At 61.0% G+C, this 17,761-nt stretch carries 18 protein-coding genes; 10 read left to right on the top strand and 8 right to left on the bottom strand.

Features of this window, described 5'->3' with window-relative positions:
* Positions 1–14: 14 nt before the first annotated feature.
* Positions 15–779: an SDR family NAD(P)-dependent oxidoreductase gene (locus ACHWRX_RS00615; protein WP_394657726.1), complete on the bottom strand. Its 765-nt coding sequence runs from the start codon at positions 777–779 to the stop codon at positions 15–17.
* Between the two features lie 256 nt (positions 780–1,035).
* Here ACHWRX_RS00615 and ACHWRX_RS00610 point away from each other — a divergent pair, with 256 nt between their 5' ends.
* The gene (locus tag ACHWRX_RS00610) at positions 1,036–1,257 is read left to right on the top strand and encodes a hypothetical protein (protein ID WP_394657705.1); all 222 of its coding nucleotides are present in this window, start codon (positions 1,036–1,038) and stop codon (positions 1,255–1,257) included.
* 262 nt (positions 1,258–1,519) lie between these two features.
* Positions 1,520–1,972: a PaaI family thioesterase gene (locus ACHWRX_RS00605; RefSeq protein ID WP_394657704.1), complete on the top strand. Its 453-nt coding sequence runs from the start codon at positions 1,520–1,522 to the stop codon at positions 1,970–1,972.
* Positions 1,973–2,136: 164 nt separating this feature from the next.
* Here the strand turns inward: ACHWRX_RS00605 and ACHWRX_RS00600 are convergent, their stop codons facing one another.
* The 5 genes from ACHWRX_RS00600 to ACHWRX_RS00580 are packed head-to-tail and all read right to left on the bottom strand — an operon-like array spanning position 2,137 to position 7,240.
* Positions 2,137–3,015, bottom strand: coding sequence for an LLM class F420-dependent oxidoreductase (locus ACHWRX_RS00600; protein WP_394657703.1), 879 nt, complete (start codon positions 3,013–3,015; stop codon positions 2,137–2,139).
* A 37-nt stretch (positions 3,016–3,052) separates the two neighbouring features.
* Positions 3,053–4,300 carry a hypothetical protein gene (locus ACHWRX_RS00595; RefSeq protein WP_394657702.1) on the bottom strand — a complete coding sequence of 416 codons (1,248 nt, stop codon included), beginning with the start codon at positions 4,298–4,300 and terminating at the stop codon, positions 3,053–3,055.
* Between the two features lie 53 nt (positions 4,301–4,353).
* On the bottom strand, positions 4,354–5,067 hold the full coding sequence (locus ACHWRX_RS00590) for a glutathione S-transferase N-terminal domain-containing protein (RefSeq protein WP_394657701.1): 714 nt from the start codon (positions 5,065–5,067) through the stop codon (positions 4,354–4,356).
* Between the two features lie 29 nt (positions 5,068–5,096).
* Entirely contained in the window at positions 5,097–6,287 is a 1,191-nt protein-coding gene (locus ACHWRX_RS00585; RefSeq protein ID WP_394657700.1) for a sulfotransferase family protein, read from the bottom strand.
* Complete coding sequence (locus ACHWRX_RS00580) at positions 6,284–7,240, bottom strand: alpha/beta fold hydrolase (RefSeq protein WP_394657699.1); 957 nt, start codon at positions 7,238–7,240, stop codon at positions 6,284–6,286. Before ACHWRX_RS00580 ends, ACHWRX_RS00585 begins: the two co-directional genes overlap by 4 nt.
* A 314-nt stretch (positions 7,241–7,554) precedes the next feature.
* Between ACHWRX_RS00580 and ACHWRX_RS00575 the strand changes: the two genes are divergently transcribed.
* The 8 genes from ACHWRX_RS00575 to ACHWRX_RS00540 all read left to right on the top strand — a co-directional run bounded on the left by ACHWRX_RS00575 (position 7,555) and on the right by ACHWRX_RS00540 (position 16,259).
* Positions 7,555–7,755, top strand: a complete 201-nt coding sequence (locus ACHWRX_RS00575; RefSeq protein WP_394657698.1) for an LLM class flavin-dependent oxidoreductase — start codon at positions 7,555–7,557, stop codon at positions 7,753–7,755.
* 17 nt (positions 7,756–7,772) lie between these two features.
* Entirely contained in the window at positions 7,773–8,561 is a 789-nt protein-coding gene (locus ACHWRX_RS00570; RefSeq protein ID WP_394657697.1) for an enoyl-CoA hydratase/isomerase family protein, read from the top strand.
* A gap of 60 nt (positions 8,562–8,621) precedes the next feature.
* Positions 8,622–9,755, top strand: coding sequence for a phosphotransferase (locus tag ACHWRX_RS00565; protein WP_394657696.1), 1,134 nt, complete (start codon positions 8,622–8,624; stop codon positions 9,753–9,755).
* A gap of 158 nt (positions 9,756–9,913) precedes the next feature.
* The gene (locus ACHWRX_RS00560; protein WP_394657695.1) at positions 9,914–11,995 is read left to right on the top strand and encodes an acetate--CoA ligase family protein; all 2,082 of its coding nucleotides are present in this window, start codon (positions 9,914–9,916) and stop codon (positions 11,993–11,995) included.
* A gap of 122 nt (positions 11,996–12,117) precedes the next feature.
* The gene (locus tag ACHWRX_RS00555) at positions 12,118–12,951 is read left to right on the top strand and encodes an oxidoreductase (RefSeq protein ID WP_394657694.1); all 834 of its coding nucleotides are present in this window, start codon (positions 12,118–12,120) and stop codon (positions 12,949–12,951) included.
* Positions 12,948–14,525: an AMP-binding protein gene (locus ACHWRX_RS00550; protein ID WP_394657693.1), complete on the top strand. Its 1,578-nt coding sequence runs from the start codon at positions 12,948–12,950 to the stop codon at positions 14,523–14,525. Before ACHWRX_RS00555 ends, ACHWRX_RS00550 begins: the two co-directional genes overlap by 4 nt.
* The gene (locus ACHWRX_RS00545) at positions 14,522–15,304 is read left to right on the top strand and encodes an enoyl-CoA hydratase/isomerase family protein (protein WP_394657692.1); all 783 of its coding nucleotides are present in this window, start codon (positions 14,522–14,524) and stop codon (positions 15,302–15,304) included. The genes ACHWRX_RS00550 and ACHWRX_RS00545 overlap by 4 nt, the downstream gene beginning before the upstream one ends.
* Positions 15,305–15,461: 157 nt before the next feature.
* The gene (locus tag ACHWRX_RS00540; protein ID WP_394657691.1) at positions 15,462–16,259 is read left to right on the top strand and encodes an IclR family transcriptional regulator; all 798 of its coding nucleotides are present in this window, start codon (positions 15,462–15,464) and stop codon (positions 16,257–16,259) included.
* 106 nt (positions 16,260–16,365) lie between these two features.
* Here ACHWRX_RS00540 and ACHWRX_RS00535 read toward each other — a convergent pair whose 3' ends face one another.
* Both ACHWRX_RS00535 and ACHWRX_RS00530 read right to left on the bottom strand, forming a co-directional pair.
* Positions 16,366–16,749 (bottom strand): carboxymuconolactone decarboxylase family protein, encoded by a 384-nt coding sequence (locus tag ACHWRX_RS00535; RefSeq protein WP_394657690.1) that lies wholly within the window; start codon positions 16,747–16,749, stop codon positions 16,366–16,368.
* A complete protein-coding gene (locus ACHWRX_RS00530; RefSeq protein ID WP_394657725.1) occupies positions 16,746–17,669 on the bottom strand; it encodes an NAD(P)-dependent oxidoreductase in 924 nt (307 codons plus the stop codon). Before ACHWRX_RS00530 ends, ACHWRX_RS00535 begins: the two co-directional genes overlap by 4 nt.
* Positions 17,670–17,761 lie beyond the last annotated feature (92 nt).

Here is a 17,761-nt window from a genome sequence, read left to right as displayed (position 1 = left end):
GCCAGCCCATGCCGTCAGACCGCGATCTGCATGCCGCCATTCACCGACAGGCGTTGGCCCGTGATGAAGGAGGCTGCTTCGGACAACAGGAAGCACACCGGGCGTGCCACTTCCTGGGCGGTACTGAATCGACCGAGGGGGATCTTTGCCATGTAGGTATCCCGGAACTTCTCGTTTGTTCGGATCGTCTCGGTCATGGGGGTTTCCACGACGCCAAACGCCACGCAATTGGCGCGGATGCCGTATTTCGCCCATTCGCGTGCCGTGCTCATGGTCGTGCCCAGGATGCCGGCTTTGGCCGTGGCGTAATTGATCTGGCCTATCGTTCCCTGGATGCCAGCGTCCGAAGAGATGTTGACGATCGCCCCTGGATTGCTGTCCCCGGCCTTGGCCCTTGCGATCATGTGACGCCCGACCGCCTGGGTGCAGAGAAAGGCGCCGGTAAGGTGTACACCGATAACCTGATTCCACTGCTCGATCGTCATCTTGTCGATCATAGCGGTCCGCGTGATTCCGGCGTTGTTGACCAGACCATGCACCGAACCAAAAGCTTCGACCGCTTTGGCGACCAAGTTCTGCACATCGGCCTCTTCGGCGATGTTCGCTTCCACGCCCAAGAAACGACCCTCGGGGAAATCAGCCTTCGCTGCTTCGAGCGTTTCCGGATTCATATCGGCGACGACAGCGTTGCCGCCCAATTCGACGATCAGTTCCGCCACAGCGCGGCCGATGCCTTGGCCAGCCCCCGTGACGATGATCGTCCGGTCGACCAGCGACATCGGATTGACCGAAACCTTATTGTCCATGATTGCCGTAAATCCTCGGGTTCTGGCGACGATGCCACGCGTATAAGAGTGCCTATGGGGGGCCGCAACGCACGCGATTCACGAAATCATCATTATGTTTTCGATCATACCCGCAGCGTAATTTGCGCAGGTATTCGGCTGATCGATACACCGCTGGCGTGCAAAGCCCCAGCCGCGACGGAACTCTACTCCCTGCGTCAAGTTCATCTTGAGGAATAGGAGACATGTGATGGTCGACCAGGGATCCAAAGACGAAGCGGAAGCACGTAGCGCCGTGATCCTTTCTACTGCTCAAGACATCCGCCCGTTGGATGACGATGTTGAACCTGCCGCAGGCCATATCGCTGAGAATGATCCGCTCGCTAACGCTGTTGGAAAGGACGATCTCGACGAGGAGCAAAGCCGCCTGATCGCTACGTTGGCGCAGGATGTCCGCCCGCTCGAGAATTGACCGGCGCAAGGTCAGGCTTCTATCCCGCCTGATACACACGGCCATGCATTGCTTAGTCGCAAGAGGATTACTCTAGCGGGCGTCAGTGGTAACTGGTTGCTGGAGATCGATTCGACAAGCAGTTTTCAACGCCTGATAAAATCGTCAGGCCGTGCCGGTGACCGCGTGAGGCTCGCTCTGCCCCACTAGATGGCAGGTGCGAAAGATGCATAGCGCTGCGTCTGCAGCTGGTTTGCGCTGTGGAACGAGGATAGCAACGGGAATGGACGATCACGCGGCAAGCAGCGGCTTTTCTGAAGACGTGCCACCTTTCCTTCGCGCGCCATTGTCTTCACCTTGCGTCGCCGGCCTGTTTGGCGTTCACCTTGTGGCTTGGGGTGAAGGGACGGTCACGCTCGCGATCGATAATCGGCCGGAGTTGGGCCATATGCCGGGATGGTTTCAAGGCGCGATCACAAGTGCCATCGCCGAATATGCCGCGGCGCTGAGCGGGATGACCATCGCGCCCGAAAGGCCTGGCGCGACATTGCAGCAGAATATCCACTTCACCGGTCCGGCACGAGGGAGCCGACTTATAGCTACCGGTCGAGTTCTGTCTGCCGGACACACGATCAGCACGACCGCAGCTGAGGTTAGCGTGGAACGTGATGGCGCGCTTTATCATTGCGCTACGATGACCATGACCTTGGCCCACCGATCACCCAAGACTGAGTAAATTCTACGCCGCGCGAAAAAGGTAGGCGATCAAAGAAGGACACGCTCGGTCCAGAGTAATGCCCAAAACTGAAGTGACCTCCTCGACGAACTTCCCCTCGCCGCGAGCCCTTGTTCGGCATGACGTGGGCGCGCCCGGGCGTAACCCCGAGCGCGTCAAAAACATCAATCGGCCAGCAAACCAGCCTTATGGAAGTCGTCTGTGCTGCGGCGCATGAAGTCCAGATGTGCCTCCAGAGTAGTGAATCCGCGCCGCTGCGGTTCAATCGACACATGGGTGCCGCCCGCATCCATCCAGCGCCGCGCGCGATCGACTGCTTCCTGTCCATCCGGCACTTTGACCATGAGCAAATGCTTGCCGAACTTGCTGCGATCGCGTCCCTCTTCGTCCAGATATCGATCTATCGTGGCTAGGCACTCAAAGACGTCGCCATACCCATCCGCGAAGATGAACCCATCGCCCAGCTTGGCCCCGCGACGGAATGCAGCATCGGCAAAGCCGCCGATAAATACCGGTATCTGCCGTTTCGGCGCGGGATTCAAAGCCGCCCGATCGACGCGGTGGAATTGCCCTTCGAAGTCGACCACCTTGCCAGACCACAATTCGCGAAGGAGCACGACCTGCTCGTTCAAACGCTTGCCGCGCGTGTGGAAATCCGTGCCCAGCGCCTGATATTCCACGTAGTTCCAGCCGGGGCCCACTCCCAAAGTCAGCCGGCCGCCAGACAGCAGATCCAGATCCGCTGCTTGCCGCGCCACCAACGCGGTCTGACGCTGCGGCAACACGAGTATCCCTGAGGAAAACTCCAGCCGCTTCGTCACCGCCGCAAGATAGCCGAACATCATGAAGGGATCGTGGAAGGGGTCGTCCTGAGTATAAGGCCCGGTCAGCTTGGGATCGCGATTGGCGTGTTCCGCCCCCAAGGGGTGATCATAGGCCACCAGTTGGCGCAAGCCCAGCTTCTCCGCCTCTATCGCATAAGCAACGAGCGAGGCGGGATCCCCCTGCAATTCGATCTGCGGATATACTATTCCGACCTTCATATGGCGTGCTCCTCAGCTTGTCTCATGCCGCGCGTGATCACTCTCCCAGGAGCGCGCGCTCACGCCGGCGATAACTATCAACCCTCTTGCGGATTTGTTCGGCTCGATCCGCAGCGTCCACCCAGGTCGTTTCGGCGGGGAGCACGCTGCGCAAGTCAGCGATCTTGCCGTGCCACACTTCGAAGGCGCCGGAAAAATCGCGGTCAATGTCTTTCATGCCCTGGAAGCGGATGGTGGTTCCGCCCATGTCCATTCCGCCCGCATCCAACCAGTTGTGGGCACCGGGATCGCTGCGGGATATGACGTAACTGATGCGTCCATCCGCATCCGCCACCACCTGGCGATTGTTCAAGCTGCCCAACCGATCCACATAATCGGCAGACACCATCCAGGCGTCAGCGAGTTGAAAGCCGACATAGTCCGCGTCGAAAGGATCGACCCGCACGACATAAGCCTCGTCCTCTTCCAACGTGAAACTGCCGTGAGATGAAAATTGGGTGAGCAGACCGCCCAGCCGCTTGGCGGACGACATGATCGGCTGCGGCTGATTGGGCGCGATCTTCTCATAGCTTTCGTGGTGGAATTTCAACGCCCAGAAAGGCGCGCCCTCGCGGATATAGCTGGCGGCACGAACCGCCATATCTTCCACGGAATGCGCGGGCGGCGTGGCCTTGCCGTCGGTGCGGCTGATGCTCAACTTGGCGGGCAGCTCGATCGTCCAGTCCGCAAGGGTCTCGCGCAGATTCAGCATCACCGTGTCTGGGGTCGACTGAATATGATTGGGTCGGCCATCGGCCGGCGACGCATCGATCGTGATGGTGAAACGCCCATCGGCATCAACGACCAAATCGTTTTTGCCCAGCAGGCCTTGGGTCTTGATATGACTGGTGCGGACATAATCGCCATCGAGCAGCGAGTATGTGAAGATGCATGGTGGATGGTCCGCCAGTTGCCCATCAATCCGATAGGAATACTCCCCGGACATTCCGATGAACATGTATGCGTTATCGGGATTATCCGTGCCGAACCGACCCGAAGGCACGTTCAACCCGGCATGTCGACGCGCGTATGCGTTGCGCCAGTTCAGCATCGGCCGCGCCGGATCGCTTGCGGCACTTTGCGCCGCCGCAAAGGCATATTCGCCAACGGCAGCGGAGATACGCTGGCGCGTTAGCGGCCATTGGGCGCTTTTATCCGCTGCGTAGAGTTCTTCCAGATCGCGCCGCGCAGCATCCACTTGCGGAGTGTTGAGAACGGCTAGTGCCAGCTGATCAATGTCCTGCATACTTTTCTCCTAACGCCTGGCTGACCCCAGGGCCGCCAAGATGACGCGAACATTCACGGGCGAGCGTGACGGCCACGGCCAAACAGCTTGTCGACATTATCGGGGTCGGCCTGTACGCGCCGTTCCAGTCCAAAGGCTTGCAACGCCGGCCAATCGAGACGCGCGCGCGCCGTGGCCGGCCGCGCATCCACCGCTGCCACCCAGCGTTTCACACCCGGCAGCGTATCAAGGTCCACGCCATTCTGATCGGCATAGAAAGCGGCCCACGGCCAGGTGGCCATGTCTGCAATCGAGTAGCTCTCGCCTCCAAGCCATTCGGCGTTGGACAGTCGCACTTCGAGAACGTCGTAAAGGCGTCTCACTTCCGTGACATAGCGGCTCACCGCATAATCGTGGCCTGGCGGGGCGGAGAGGCGGAAATGATTGGATTGGCCAAACATCGGCCCGACCGATCCCATTTGAAACATCAGCCATTGCATCGTGGCTGTGCGCCCTGGCCCCTCTTTCTCCAGGAACCGCCCGAACTTTTCCGCGAGGTAGAACAGGATCGCGCCAGACTCGGTGACAGTGATGGATCGTCCGCCCGGACCGTCGGGATCGACGATAACTGGCACCTTGCAGTTCGGGTTGAGGGCGCGAAACTCTGGCGTGAACTGGTCAGCGCCAAAGATATCGATGCGGTGCAGCCGATAGGCCAGCTCCAACTCTTCCAAGAGCAACAGGACTTTCAGCACGTTGGGGCTGCCGATGGCATAAAGATCAATCATCGTCTTTCCTTGCTACAGGCACCGATCCGTCAAGCCGGACGCTCTCGCTCGATACCATAATGGTCGATGTATCCAGCGAAGGCGCTCTCGATCCCGGCCTCGTCCAGGTCGAAATCGGCGAGCTTGAACTTGCGCTTGGCCTGATGTTCGTCGGCGCTCTTCAGCCAATTCTCCATCGCGTCGATCGCTTCATCGCTCAAAGGCAGGCCGAAATGGCCGTAGATCGCCCGTGCCGTCTCAATTGGCGCGCGGATCAGTTGGCGAAAATGAACGTCATGAAACCGCTGGTCGATTTCGGGGCGCGTCGCGCGAAGCTCCATTACCTTCGCCAAGCCGGTCGCGTAGGCGCGATTGTTCCCCCGTGCGATGCTCTTCTCGTCCGTTGAAAGGTCACTGTTGTAGGACCGCATCGTGGCGATGGTGGCGGTGACTGAGGGCATGACTTTGGCAGGATCACGATGCGTCTGCACCAGCAAAGCATCGGGGTAAGTCGCCAGCAAGGTCTCCACATGGAAGATGTGCCCCGGGTTCTTCAGCAGCATGCGACGATCCGGCATGGTCGATTGGATGGCTTGCAGCAGGAAACGGTGGGTTTCATACGCGATGCGCGGATCCATCCCGGCACGCAGCCGATTATAGCTGCTGAGCTTCCACACTCCGGACAGATTGTCTGACCAGGCCACACCTTCCATCAGAAAATTGCACTCTTCCGGAAGATCGGCACCGCCGGCGTGAAAGTCCACCATGTCAGGCGCGGCATTGCCGTTTCCTTCGAGCAGTCTTTGAGCGCGGGCGATCCGGGGATCATTCTGTTCGGCGGCCGGCGGCGGCGACGGAAAAAGCATTTCCCAGCTGAGCGGGGCGCGATTGGCCGGGTCCTGTGCCAGAAGGTTATGCAGGAAAGTCGATCCCGCTCGTGGCAAACCCAAAATGATGATCGGCGAGACGATGCGCTGACGTGCGATCTCCGGGCGTTGCCGACGATCATGAACGATGCGCAGCCGGGTCTCAGCCATGTCGCGAAGCCGCATTTCGGCGCCCTCCAATCCTCGCGCAGTCAAATGAGCATCCGCAACTATCGAATCTCTCATCGCTGTGAAAAGGGACCGGAATTCGGGCTCAAACAAATCGCGCTCGCCCCAGTCTGAAAGCCCGGTGGCGCTTTCGGCATCGGCCAGCATCGTGTCAGCGGACGGAAGAGTGGGGGAAATCTCGCTCATGACGATGTTGCTTTCGAGCCAGCAAGTTGAGCATGCTGCCCTCGCGTGGCCAGCAAACGCGTTGCAAGGCGTGCTATGGCGTTTCGCGTCGCCAAGGGTTGATCCAGCATGAGATGATGGGCGGCGTCCGTGATCTTTTCCACTTCGCCCAGAGCGGGGGCATGCGCGCGCAGACCGGCTATATCATTCTCGCGCACCGCGACCGACCGCTCGCCGTAAATCATCGCGAGAGGACACCGTGACAAGGCCACCGCCTTCCACTTATCAATCCGCTCCAACCGTTCCCAAAGCTGCGGGTCGAAGCTCCAGACGACCCCTCCGTCTTCGGCACGAAGCGCGTTCCGTGCGACCCAGTCGACATAGTAGTCATTCCGGCAGGTCTGCGCCGGGGCCAGTCGGAAACGGGACAACGCATCCTGCATCGACGGATAGACGCGGTGGCTTGCCTGTTGGCCGATGTCGGGTATCGCAGCGTCGGGTTCGATCAGCGTGTCGATGATGATACCGCCTGCCAACCGGTCTCCGTAATCGGACAGGCCGGCGAGCAGCGGCCCGCAGCCGAAGCTGTGGGCTGCGAATACCGGAGGACCCTCGGCGAACAAGTCCGCCGCTTCTGCCGCTGCCAGCGCGTCTTGCGCGAAATCCACCTCACGATAGATCTGCCGCCAGCCGGATCCTCCCATCCCCGGCCAGGACGGGGCGGCGACGCGGAACCGGTCCGACAATTGCGCGGCGATGGGCGTCCACCATTGCGCATGGGCGCGATTGCCGTGCAGCAGCAACAGCCCGGGGAGGCCACGCCTGCCCCACGCCAGCACTTCGATTTCGCAACCGCCGTGGAAGACGCTCAACCGCTCAGGCGGTGTCGCGACCGCGTCATTAAACCAGTCCGGAGCAGGTGGCACGGCACCGGCATAGCGCTGCAAGGGACGCTCCGGCGCGGATCCGCTCATGATGCCCACATACGGACAGCCGCCTGGCGAACTGACATCCTGCGAACCTCTCCTATCGACTGCCTTGGTGGTCTGTTCGTCAAAAGCTACGAGATGCTATCGGCAAAGCGCAATCAATTCCCCCGGTGCGCTGCCGTAATCACAAGCCGGATCAGGCAAGGCGACACGTGCACATATATGATCATTGGGTCGTATGCTGTCCCTGCGTCGAACACGATCTTAGGGTAGGACAACAGATCGGACGCGGCCGACGTTTTGGAGGGGCCCGGCATGAGGACCGGCATCAGTATCAGCCATTCTGGCGTTCGCATCGCGTGCAGCTGGATCTGCCCCTTCACGCTGAGAAGCGCGGCTTCACGTCCATTCGGATCGCCGAAGGCTGTGGTTCGGATGCGATCACTCCGGTTGCTTTCATCGGCGCGCGAACGAACCGCATAAGACCCGCCACCAGCATCACCCAGTTGGCGGCGCGCGCGCCGGCAAACCTGGCGATGGCCACTCAGACGATCGCATAAATCAAGGAGAGAGCACGATGGCGGATGATATCCTGGTGGAGAAGAGGGGCTATGTCGCTCTGCTCACGCTCAATCGGCCTGAACGGCTTAATGCGGTGACACTGCCGATGCTGGCGGACATGACGCGTGCTCTGGAAGCGACGACCGACGATCCCGATGTCCGCGCCATCGTCATCACCGGGGCGGGGCGCGGCTTTTGCGCGGGCTTGGACATCCGTGAGAACGACGTGTCGAAAGGCACTTGGCGTTCCGCGTATCGCATGCTCGACTTCAACGACCACGAGATTGGCCGCATCAGGCGTTATGCCAAGCCGATCATCGCCGCGGTGAATGGCGTGGCAGTGGGCGCGGGGCTTGGCATCGCATTGGCATCAGATATCCGCATCGGCAGCCACTCAGCCCGGTTCTGCGCCGCCTTCGCCAAGCACGGCATGCCCCCGCAGGACGCCGTCGCAGCCTATCTTCCCGACGCTGTCGGGGTCAGCAAGGCGCTCGAGATGATCCTCACCGCCAAGATGGTGGAGAGTGAAGAGGCGTTGGCGTGTGGCCTGCTGGCCGAACGGGTGGCGGACGAAGAGTTGCTCGACCGGGCGATGACGCTGGCGGAGACGATCGCCTCAGGGCCGCCCGTGGCGCTCGCCATGGCCAAGCAAGTTGTCTATCGTGGACTTGGCAAACATATCGACGATCAGATGGCGCTCCAGAACTTGGGCAGCTTCCTCAACAAGGTCTATGCGCCCGACGATATCAGGGAAGCGCACGCCGCCTTCAGCGAAAAACGCAAGCCGAACTTCGAGGGAAGTTGATCGGGCCTTTCCCGCGCGGACACACACCGATGGCGAAAAAACAATCCGGAGAGCACGGGCATGGCATTTGATCTGAGCACCATCCGGCCGCTCAATGCGCAGGAACAGCGCATGATGGACGAAACCGCGGGCATGCTCACCATGGAACTGCCGGAGAGCGTCTACGATATCGACACGGACTGGATGCGGCGGGCGATCCATGCAGGCGGCCATGACGTCACCGTCACTCGCGCCGAGCGGATAGACGTGATCCACTCCACTTGCACCAAGGCCCGCTTCGAACTTACTTACGATCGCGACATCGGCTTGCCCACACGCATGATCCTGAAAGGTGCGTTCGAGGATCACAGCGAACGCATGCAGGACATGTACCGGTGGGAAGCGCGGTTCTACAGGCAGATCGCGCCGCACGTGCCGCTCAATCTGCCCGCCACCTTTTGGGCCGGCATCGACAAACACGGTTGGCGAGCGGCTACCCTGATGGAGGATCTGGTCGCCCGAAACGTCACCTTCTGCCGCGCGCAGCAGCCGTTCGGCTACGACCATATCCGCAACCGACTGGACCAGTTGGCCGGAATGCACGCGCAGACCTGGAACAGCCCGGAACTGCTGCCCGGTGGCCGCTGGTCGTGGGTGGCAGGCCGCTTCGATGCCTCGGCGATGCCCTACACGGACTACTATCTGGAGAAGGAGCGGTGGAACCACTTCATGGAGGCGCCGCGCGGCGTGGTCGTGGCACGCGAGTTGCAGGACCGGGAATGGATGCGGCACGCGCTTCGAAGGATCGGGGAGATCGAGCGGGAAGATGCCTTCTGCCTGATCCATGGCGATACCCATCCGGGTAACCTGTTCGTCGAGGATGGCGGGAACCCCGGGTTCTTTGACCCCACCGTTTCCCGTTCATCCTGGTGGCTCGAGGTATCCTACCATCTCGTCTCCGCGATCGACATCGCCCACCGACGTGCGTGGGAGGCGCCGCTCCTCACTTATTACCTCACCGCTCTGGAACGCGCCGGCGGTCCCCGGATTGATTTCGACCACGCTTGGCTGCGTTATCGGCAGGGCCTGGTCTATGGCTTGTTCATCTTCCTGATCAACGAGACGACCTTCCAGACAGAGGCGACCAATGCCGCCTACACCGCGCGCTTTGGCATCGCAGCGATCGATCATGACACGGTTCGCATGCTGGGTTGAGAGCCGAGCGACACCTATGGGATTCAGCGGTACCGCACCGGAAGAATACCGGCCCGCACAGCACATGGATGATTCCTGCATCCGCGCACAACCCGATGGTTGAGGCACAACGCGCCGCCGCCTAGTCACCGACTCAACTTCAACAGCATCGGCCAGACATGACCAGCCTCGACATTCTTCTGCGTCCCCGCTCCATTGCAATGATCGGCGCATCCGGCGATGTTACCCGCATCGGCGGCCGTGCGATGCGTCACCTGAAGGAAGTCGGCTTCAGCGGTGACATCTTCCCCGTCAATCCGGGACGCGATGAAGTCCAGGGCGTGAAGGCCTATGCCAGCGTCGACGATATTCCCGGTCGTGTGGAATGCGCGGTGCTGGCCTTGCCGACCGGCGCGGTGCTGCCCGCCATCGAGGCGTGCGCGCGCAAGGGCGTGGGGGCGGCTGTGATCTTCAGCGCCGGTTTCGCCGAGATGGGCGACGAGGGCGTGGCGCTACAGCAGCGCATGGTCGATATCGCGCGCGGCGCGGGGATGCGGCTACTAGGTCCCAATTGCCTTGGCATGTATAATCTGCACGCCAACAGCTTTCTGTCCTTCTCGGGTATCTTCGATGACGTGAAAGGCACGCTCGGTCGTCTAGGCTTGGTCAGCCAGAGCGGTGGCTATGCCGGCGAAGTGGTGAAATCCGCGCAGGAGGTCGGCCTGGATTTCGGCGTCTGGATAACCACTGGCAACGAAGCGGACATCGGCCTGGGCGAGGCGATGCAATATATGGCGATGAGCGACGATGTCGACGTCGTCGTTGGCTATATCGAAGGCGTGCGCGATCGCCAGGCCTTCTTCGACGGTTTGGCTGCGGCTCATGCCCGGCGTAAACCCGTGGTGGTGCTGAAGGTCGGCCGCACGGAACAGGGCGCGAAAGCGGCTGCTTCGCACACAGCGTCGCTCGCGGGATCAGACGGCGTCTATGATGCCGTCTTCGAACGCTATGGCGTGTACCGCGCCCGCACGACGGAAGAAATGCTGGACGTGGCCTACGCCGCCAGCCGGGGCCGTTTCCCTACAGGCCGACGCCTCGCCATCCTGACGAACTCGGGGGGTATCGGCGTGCAAGCGGCTGATTTCGCGGCGGATGAGGCCCTGGAAGTGCCTTCCGCATCGGATGGCGTGCAGGCGAAGCTGATGGAGATCTCGCCCAACGGCGCGCCGTTCAATCCGATCGACTTGACCGGGCAGGTGGCGAACGACCCGCCGATGTACGCCCGCGCGATCGATGTTGTGCTGGCTTCAGGAGAATTCGACACCGCGTATATCAATGTCGGCCTGATCGCCGGTCTGCCCTTCATCAAGCGGCCGCTGGTGGACAGCCTCAAGACGATCGCCGAGCGCTATGCCGATGTTCCGCTTGCGGCATCCGTCACCGCCCCTGCCGAGACTTTGGCGGAGTACGTGGAGGCTGGATATCTTTGCTATCGCGAGCCCGCGCGCGCGATCAAGGCGCTGTCCGCACTGGCGACTTTTCCCGAAGCCTGGAACAAGCCCCTCCCTGGCACGGGTGATCTCGCCGGCCTGCCCACCATCGCTACGGGCACGGAATTTTCCGAAGCCGCCAGCAAGGCGCTGCTGGCCGAGATCGGCGTCCCCTCCCCGGCCGAGCATCTGGTTCAGGATCCCGCCGCAGCGGAGGCTGCAGCCACCTCGATCGGGCGCAAGGTCGCTATCAAGGTGGTTTCGCCAGACATTCTTCACAAGACCGAAATTGGCGGCGTTGCTCTTAACGTCGCGCCAGAGGATGCCGCCGCCACGCTTGAGACGATGATCGGCAAGGTAACTGCCGCCATGCCTGACGCGAGGATCGAAGGCTATCTGATCTCACCGATGATCACGGGTGGCACGGAATGCATCGTCGGTGTGCACACCGATCCGCTTCTGGGCCCCGTCATCATGTTCGGGCTTGGCGGTGTGACGGTGGAACTGATGAAGGATGTCACCACGCGCCTCGCCCCGGTCAGTGAGGATGAGGCGATGGAGATGATCCGTTCCGTCCGCAGCTACCCCTTGCTCGACGGCTTCCGCGGCCGAGCCAAGGCGGATGTGGCGGCGCTGGCGAAGGCGATCAGCGCCCTGTCGCGCTTGGCCGCCGCCAATGCCGACACCGTACGCACGATCGAGGTCAATCCGCTCTTGGTGCTAGACGAAGGAGAGGGCGTGATGGCGCTCGATGCCGTGATCGAGGCCTGATTATGGCGCATCGATAAAAGGCATCGTTTCCGGTACAGGAGCGTCGCTGGACCGGCGATCCTGTCCATCGATTAGAAAATCCAGCGACCAGAGCGCGGACCGAAAGCAAGGTTGAGGAACAGATGGCGCGATGTTGGCTGATTACCGGGGTCTCGGGCGGGTTTGGCAGATTGTTGGCCGAGGCTGCGCTTGAACGGGGCGATAGCGTTGCAGGCACTCTGCGAAACGCAGACCAGATCGCCGCTTTCGAGGCTCTGGCCCCCGGGCGTGCGCACGGTGTCCTGCTTGATGTAACCGATCGCGAGCGCGTTGGTCCGGCCGTCGATGAAGCTATCGGCAAGTTGGGCAAGCTCGACGTGTTGGTCAACAATGCCGGATACGGTATTGCCGGCGCATTGGAAGAACTGGCCGATGACGAGATCGACCGCGCGATAGCCACTAATCTGCACGGCACTATCTATACCACGCGCGCAGCCATCCCTGCACTTCGTGCAAGCCACGGCCATATCGTCAACCTGTCATCCATGGCCGGGCTGGTCGGCATCCCCGGCATGAGCATCTATTGCGCGGCAAAGCATGCGGTGGAGGGCTTGTCGGAATCCCTGGCGCAGGAACTGGGCGCATTCGGGATCAAGGTCACCCTGATCGAGCCGGGAGCCTTCCGGACCAATTTCGCAAGCGGGTCGCAGCATATCGCACGCGCCCCTCTGGCCGTTTACGAGGATACGCCGGCGGGAATGGCCCGCCAGGGGATGAGCAGTTATGGCGGCAGCGAACCGGGAGACCCGGCCAAGGCGACAGAAGCGATCCTGACTGTAATAGACAGTCCCGAGCCGCCGCTGCGCCTGCTTTTGGGAAATGATGCGTGGGCCTGGGTCCATCGTAAGTTTGACAGCGTGAACAAAGACATCGCGGCCTGGGAAAAGGCGACGCGCAGCACGGATTTTACCGCATGAGCAACGTAACCGACGTTCCGGCTTTGACTTATCGCAACTACGGCATGGACACTCTGGGGCATATTCTGCGGCGCAACGCCGTTTGGTGGCCCAATCGCGATGCATTCGTCATGGCGGATCGACGCTTGTCGTATGGCGCCCTTTATGACCGTGGATCGCGTCTGGCCGCCTCGCTGGAAAAGCTGGGCGCAATCAAGCAAGACCGGATCGGCATGTTGTCGATGAATAGCATCGAATATTTTGAGTTTTTTGCGGCTGCGGAAATCGCCGGTTTCATCGCGACGCCGATCAGCTTCCGGGCCGCGGCGCCCGAGATTGCGCACCTGGTCAATGATTCCGGCACCTCGGTACTCTTCTTCGAGAAAGAGTATACCCCGATGGTAGATGGCCTCCGCGCCAGCCTCGATGGCGTGCGGCTCTATGTATGCGTGGGCGGCGATACCCCTGACTGGGCGCTCGACTACGAGCAGGTCATTGCCGATGGAAGCGCGGATGGCCCATCGTTCCGATCGGAACCCGACGATCTGGTCTATCTGTTTTACACGAGCGGAACGACCGGGCGGCCCAAGGGCGTACCGATGAATCACCGCGGGCAGGTTCTAAGTGCCCGCTCCACTGCGAACCACCCCGCTCTTTCCCTGCTCCAGATTTCGCCAGCCTTCCATGTCGGAGGGCGTGGCCCGTCGCTGGGCGCCTACTGGGTCGGCGGAAAGACCGTTTTACTCAAGTCTTTCGATCCCACCGCGTTTCTGGAAACCGTTCAGCAAGAGGGGATCAACGCCAGTTTCATGGTCCCCGCGATGCTGATCGCGCTGCTCGACCATCCCAATATCGACGAGTACGATCTTTCCACGCTGGAATTGATCATGCTGGCGTCGACCACTATCCCGACCGAGTTGTTGCGGCGCGGACTGGAACGGTTTGGTCCGGTATTCTATCTGGCCTATGGGTCCACGGAAGCAGGCGGGGTAGCGCGTCTGCCCCGTCACGAAGTGCGGCTTGACGGTCCGGAAGTAGTGACGCGGCGCTTGGCCTCCGTTGGCCATTTCGAGGCCGAGGTCGACGGCGCGATCCTGGACGATGACGGCAATCCTTGTCCCGTGGGTGTGGTAGGGGAGATCTGCATCTACAATCCCCACATCTTCCTAGGTTACTGGAACAACGATAACGCTACACTCGCAGCCATGCACGGCGGGGCATTCCGCACTGGCGATCTCGGCTACGCGGACGATCAGGGCTATATCTTCCTGGTCGATCGCAAGAAGGACATGCTGATCACCGGCGGCGAAAACGTCTACTCGCGAGAAGTCGAGGAAGCACTGGATCGTCACCCGGCAGTCCGCGAATCCGCTGTGATTGGCAAGCCGGACCCCAAATGGGGTGAGTCGGTATGCGCGGTGATCATTCTGCACCCGGGTGAAACGCTGTCGGCCGAAGACCTGATCGCCTTCGCCCGTACCCAGATCGCCGGCTTCAAATGCCCCAAAACGGTATTCTTCGTTGAAGATATGCCCCGCCAAGGCACTGGCAAGACAGATAAGTTGGCGCTGCGCCGGCTCTATGGTGACGCATGACCTTTCCTGTTCTTCGTGAAACCCGAGAAGATGTGGCGATCATCACACTCGATGATCCGGCGCGTCTCAATCCCTTGTCGGATGATATGCGCGCGGGATTGCTTTTCGAGTTCGAGGCGGCGCTTGCGGACGAGGCGGTGCGCACCATCATCCTGACCGGCGCGGGGGGTAATTTCACCGCTGGCGCAGACATACGCCAACTCGGCTTGCCCGGCGGCCCTGACCCGGCGCGTTCCCGCCGTCGCCTGATGCCGCTGCACCGCCTGATGGAACTGATCGCCGGTGGTCCCAAGCCGGTGATCGCCGCTATCGAGGGTGCCGCGTTTGGTGCAGGACTTTCGATCGCAGCCGCAAGCGACTATCTGATCGGCGGCGACAGCGTGCGGTTCGGCGCGGCTTTCGGCAAGATCGGCCTTACCGCTGACTGTGGCCTGATCTGGTCGTTGCCGCAACGCATTGGTCGTTCGCTGGCCCGCGATCTGATGTTCACCGGTCGTCCGGTAAAAGCAGAGGAAGCGCTGTCGATCGGTCTGGTCGACAGGATCGTTCCTGCGGGCACAGCGCTGGACGCAGCGCTGGCCAAAGCGGCGGAGTATCGCTCCGTCGCGCCCCTTTCCATCACGGCCATGAAGGCTGCCTTCGTCGAGAATGGCGGCACTCTTGCCGATGCGCTGGCTCTTGAGCGACAACAACAACCCATGCTCAGCATGACCGCTGATCATGCCGAAGGTATCGCCGCGTTCCGGGAAAAGCGTGCACCTGTGTTCAAAGGGCGATAGGGAACGCTGTCGACCTACCTTCCAGCCCAATTGGATTTATCGCCAGCTGATCGAGCGGGTGATGGGGGCGTGCCGGCTTGTAAAAGAAACTGCCTCCGCATGGACTTGCTTATTTACCAGGTGAATATATAATTCACCTGGTAATATGGAGTAGGCAGTGTCACGACCGGCTGGAGACGAAACAAGAAAAACCAGCGTCGTCGCGCTGGTTAGGGGCCTGCGCGTTCTGCAGTGCTTCGACCGGCCTGGCGCCGAACTGACAGTTTCAGAAATCGCTCGCCGGACCGGCCTGTCTCAGCCTACCGCCTGGCGGCTTTGTGGCACGTTGATCGATTGCGGCTTTCTGGTCAAAGCTCCCACAGGGTCCGCCTTGCGTGTAGGCGCTCCGGCGCTGACACTTGGCTATGCCGCTATTCAAGGGCAGGATCTGCCTGCGATCGCTCGCCCCTACATGGCGCAAGTCGCGGCGCGGCTGGGGGCGACAATTACACTGGGCTTGAGCACCGGGCTTGAAATCGTATCGGTCGATCAGGTCGATGGAGATTTCGTCGTCGCCAATCGGCCGGTCGGATGGCGGGCGCCGATGACATCCATCCCCTCTGGCCTTGCCATCCTGGCCGTAATGCCAGAATTCGAGCGAGAAAAGGTTTTGGCGTCGATCGCCGCTCAGGACCCGGAAGCCTGGCCACGACGCCGTGATCGTATCGAAACCGCCCGCGCTCAGTTCGAGGCGGACGGCTATGTCTCACTGGTCATGATGCGCGGCCAATATGCCGCCGTTTCCGTGCCCTTGATCGAGGGTGATACGTCGAGGGGACGATATTGGACGCTCAGCTGTGGTGGTTTGCGATCGCAATGGCCGCCTGAAGCGCTGACCGACGCGGCGCGTCAATTGAAGGATATACGTGCGTTGATTCAGCCTGCAGCTGCGATATTGGGAGCAACCGCCGCCTGAAATTCTGCTGATGGCGAACTGAATGCTCAGGCTAAACAGGCCGGTCGGCATCGTCTTCGCAAGCAATCTAGGCAGCAAAACGCCGCGCGGTGATCGCGTGTATCCCTTATTTGTAATCCAGGCCGCGCGCCGTGAAGACCTCCTCGGCGATGCGGATGCTTTCCAGGCCTGCGGGTAGGCCGCAATAGATAATCTGCTGGAGGAGGACCTCCTTGATCTCCTCCACCGTACAGCCATTGTTGAGCGCGCCGTTCACGTGGGCGCGCAACTCGGTGCCACGATTGAGCGCGGTCAGAGTGGCTAGGCACAGCATGGAGCGCGTTTTGCGCGGCAGGCCAAGCCGATCCCAGATGGTGCCGAAACAATACTCTTCCGACAGGCGACGCGCGTCGGCATTGAAGCTGTTGGTGCTGGCCTCACGCTTGTCGAAGTAATCCTGGCCAATCACCTCGGCCATGATCTCGCGTCCCCGCTCTTTCAAATTCGTCATTGTGTCATCTCCTTCGTGTCGACTCGCACCGCCACGCCGTTAAGCTGCTCGAAAATCTCAATAAGCGCGGCATAATCCCGCTCGCCAAAGCCCTCCTCGACCGCTTTTCCTAGAAAAGCCTGGCTGGCGTGGAACAGTTGCAGGTGCGCGCCTGCGGCATCCGCTTCCCTGACACCTAGCGCCACGTCCTTGTGCAGCAATCCGGTGGCGAAACGCACCTGATCGTCCCGATGCAAGACATTGGGCCCGATCCGCGTCTCGGTGATGAAGCTTCGTCCCGATGAGGCATTGATGACATCAAGCAACCGTTGCGGATCGACGCCGCATCGTACTCCCATAGCCATTCCTTCCAAGGCGGCGATCAGATGCGCGCTGAACAGCATATTGTTGATCAGCTTGACGGTCTGCGCCTGGCCCGGCTCGTCCCCGACGGGGATGATCATCCGGCCCAGCACGTTCAGCAGCGGCATCGCGCGTTCTACAGACCCTGCCGGGCCGGACAGCATGATTGCCAATGTTCCAGCCGCGGCCCCCGTGGTACCGCCGCTGACCGGCGCATCGACCAGGGAGATCCCTCGATCTTTGAGCGCGACCGCATTTCGGCCTGCCAGTTGCGGACCGATGGTGGAAAGGTCGATCACGGTCTCGACCACGCTGCCCTCGATAATCCCGTCTTTCCCGACTAACACCTCCTGCACCACGGCGGGCGTCGGCAAGCTGGTCAGCACCACATCGGCTGCATCGGCGACAGCGCGGGGCGACGGCGCGACAACCATGTTCAGCGCACGCGCTTCCTCACAAGCTGACGGATTGATATCGAAAACGATCAGACGTCGACCACTCTCCACCAACCGCCGCGCCATATGGCGTCCCATGTTGCCCAGGCCGATAAAGCCGACATCAGAGCCTGCCGATTCCACTTCGGACAATCGCTTTCATCTCGCTCTTAGAGTTCAGAGCGCGTGGATCGATCGGTCAAGCTTTGGCCGCGATCGCTGGCGCCTGGTCCTCG

It is taken from the genome of uncultured Novosphingobium sp., assembly GCF_964277725.1.
GTDB classification, from domain to species: domain Bacteria; phylum Pseudomonadota; class Alphaproteobacteria; order Sphingomonadales; family Sphingomonadaceae; genus Novosphingobium; species Novosphingobium fluoreni.
This window is presented reverse-complemented; position numbering and strand designations above follow the sequence as displayed.

What these genes read in the sequence shown, in the direction of transcription:
- ACHWRX_RS00580 (WP_394657699.1), bottom strand. Translation starts at nt 7,240, where the DNA reads ATGAGCGGATCCGCGCCGGAGCGTCCCTTGCAGCGCTATGCCGGTGCC.
- ACHWRX_RS00605 (WP_394657704.1), top strand. Translation starts at nt 1,520, where the DNA reads ATGGACGATCACGCGGCAAGCAGCGGCTTTTCTGAAGACGTGCCACCT.
- ACHWRX_RS00610 (WP_394657705.1), top strand. Translation starts at nt 1,036, where the DNA reads ATGGTCGACCAGGGATCCAAAGACGAAGCGGAAGCACGTAGCGCCGTG.
- ACHWRX_RS00560 (WP_394657695.1), top strand. Translation starts at nt 9,914, where the DNA reads ATGACCAGCCTCGACATTCTTCTGCGTCCCCGCTCCATTGCAATGATC.
- ACHWRX_RS00595 (WP_394657702.1), bottom strand. Translation starts at nt 4,300, where the DNA reads ATGCAGGACATTGATCAGCTGGCACTAGCCGTTCTCAACACTCCGCAA.
- ACHWRX_RS00550 (WP_394657693.1), top strand. Translation starts at nt 12,948, where the DNA reads ATGAGCAACGTAACCGACGTTCCGGCTTTGACTTATCGCAACTACGGC.
- ACHWRX_RS00600 (WP_394657703.1), bottom strand. Translation starts at nt 3,015, where the DNA reads ATGAAGGTCGGAATAGTATATCCGCAGATCGAATTGCAGGGGGATCCC.
- ACHWRX_RS00535 (WP_394657690.1), bottom strand. Translation starts at nt 16,749, where the DNA reads ATGACGAATTTGAAAGAGCGGGGACGCGAGATCATGGCCGAGGTGATT.
- ACHWRX_RS00545 (WP_394657692.1), top strand. Translation starts at nt 14,522, where the DNA reads ATGACCTTTCCTGTTCTTCGTGAAACCCGAGAAGATGTGGCGATCATC.
- ACHWRX_RS00590 (WP_394657701.1), bottom strand. Translation starts at nt 5,067, where the DNA reads ATGATTGATCTTTATGCCATCGGCAGCCCCAACGTGCTGAAAGTCCTG.
- ACHWRX_RS00565 (WP_394657696.1), top strand. Translation starts at nt 8,622, where the DNA reads ATGGCATTTGATCTGAGCACCATCCGGCCGCTCAATGCGCAGGAACAG.
- ACHWRX_RS00555 (WP_394657694.1), top strand. Translation starts at nt 12,118, where the DNA reads ATGGCGCGATGTTGGCTGATTACCGGGGTCTCGGGCGGGTTTGGCAGA.
- ACHWRX_RS00570 (WP_394657697.1), top strand. Translation starts at nt 7,773, where the DNA reads ATGGCGGATGATATCCTGGTGGAGAAGAGGGGCTATGTCGCTCTGCTC.
- ACHWRX_RS00585 (WP_394657700.1), bottom strand. Translation starts at nt 6,287, where the DNA reads ATGAGCGAGATTTCCCCCACTCTTCCGTCCGCTGACACGATGCTGGCC.
- ACHWRX_RS00615 (WP_394657726.1), bottom strand. Translation starts at nt 779, where the DNA reads ATGTCGCTGGTCGACCGGACGATCATCGTCACGGGGGCTGGCCAAGGC.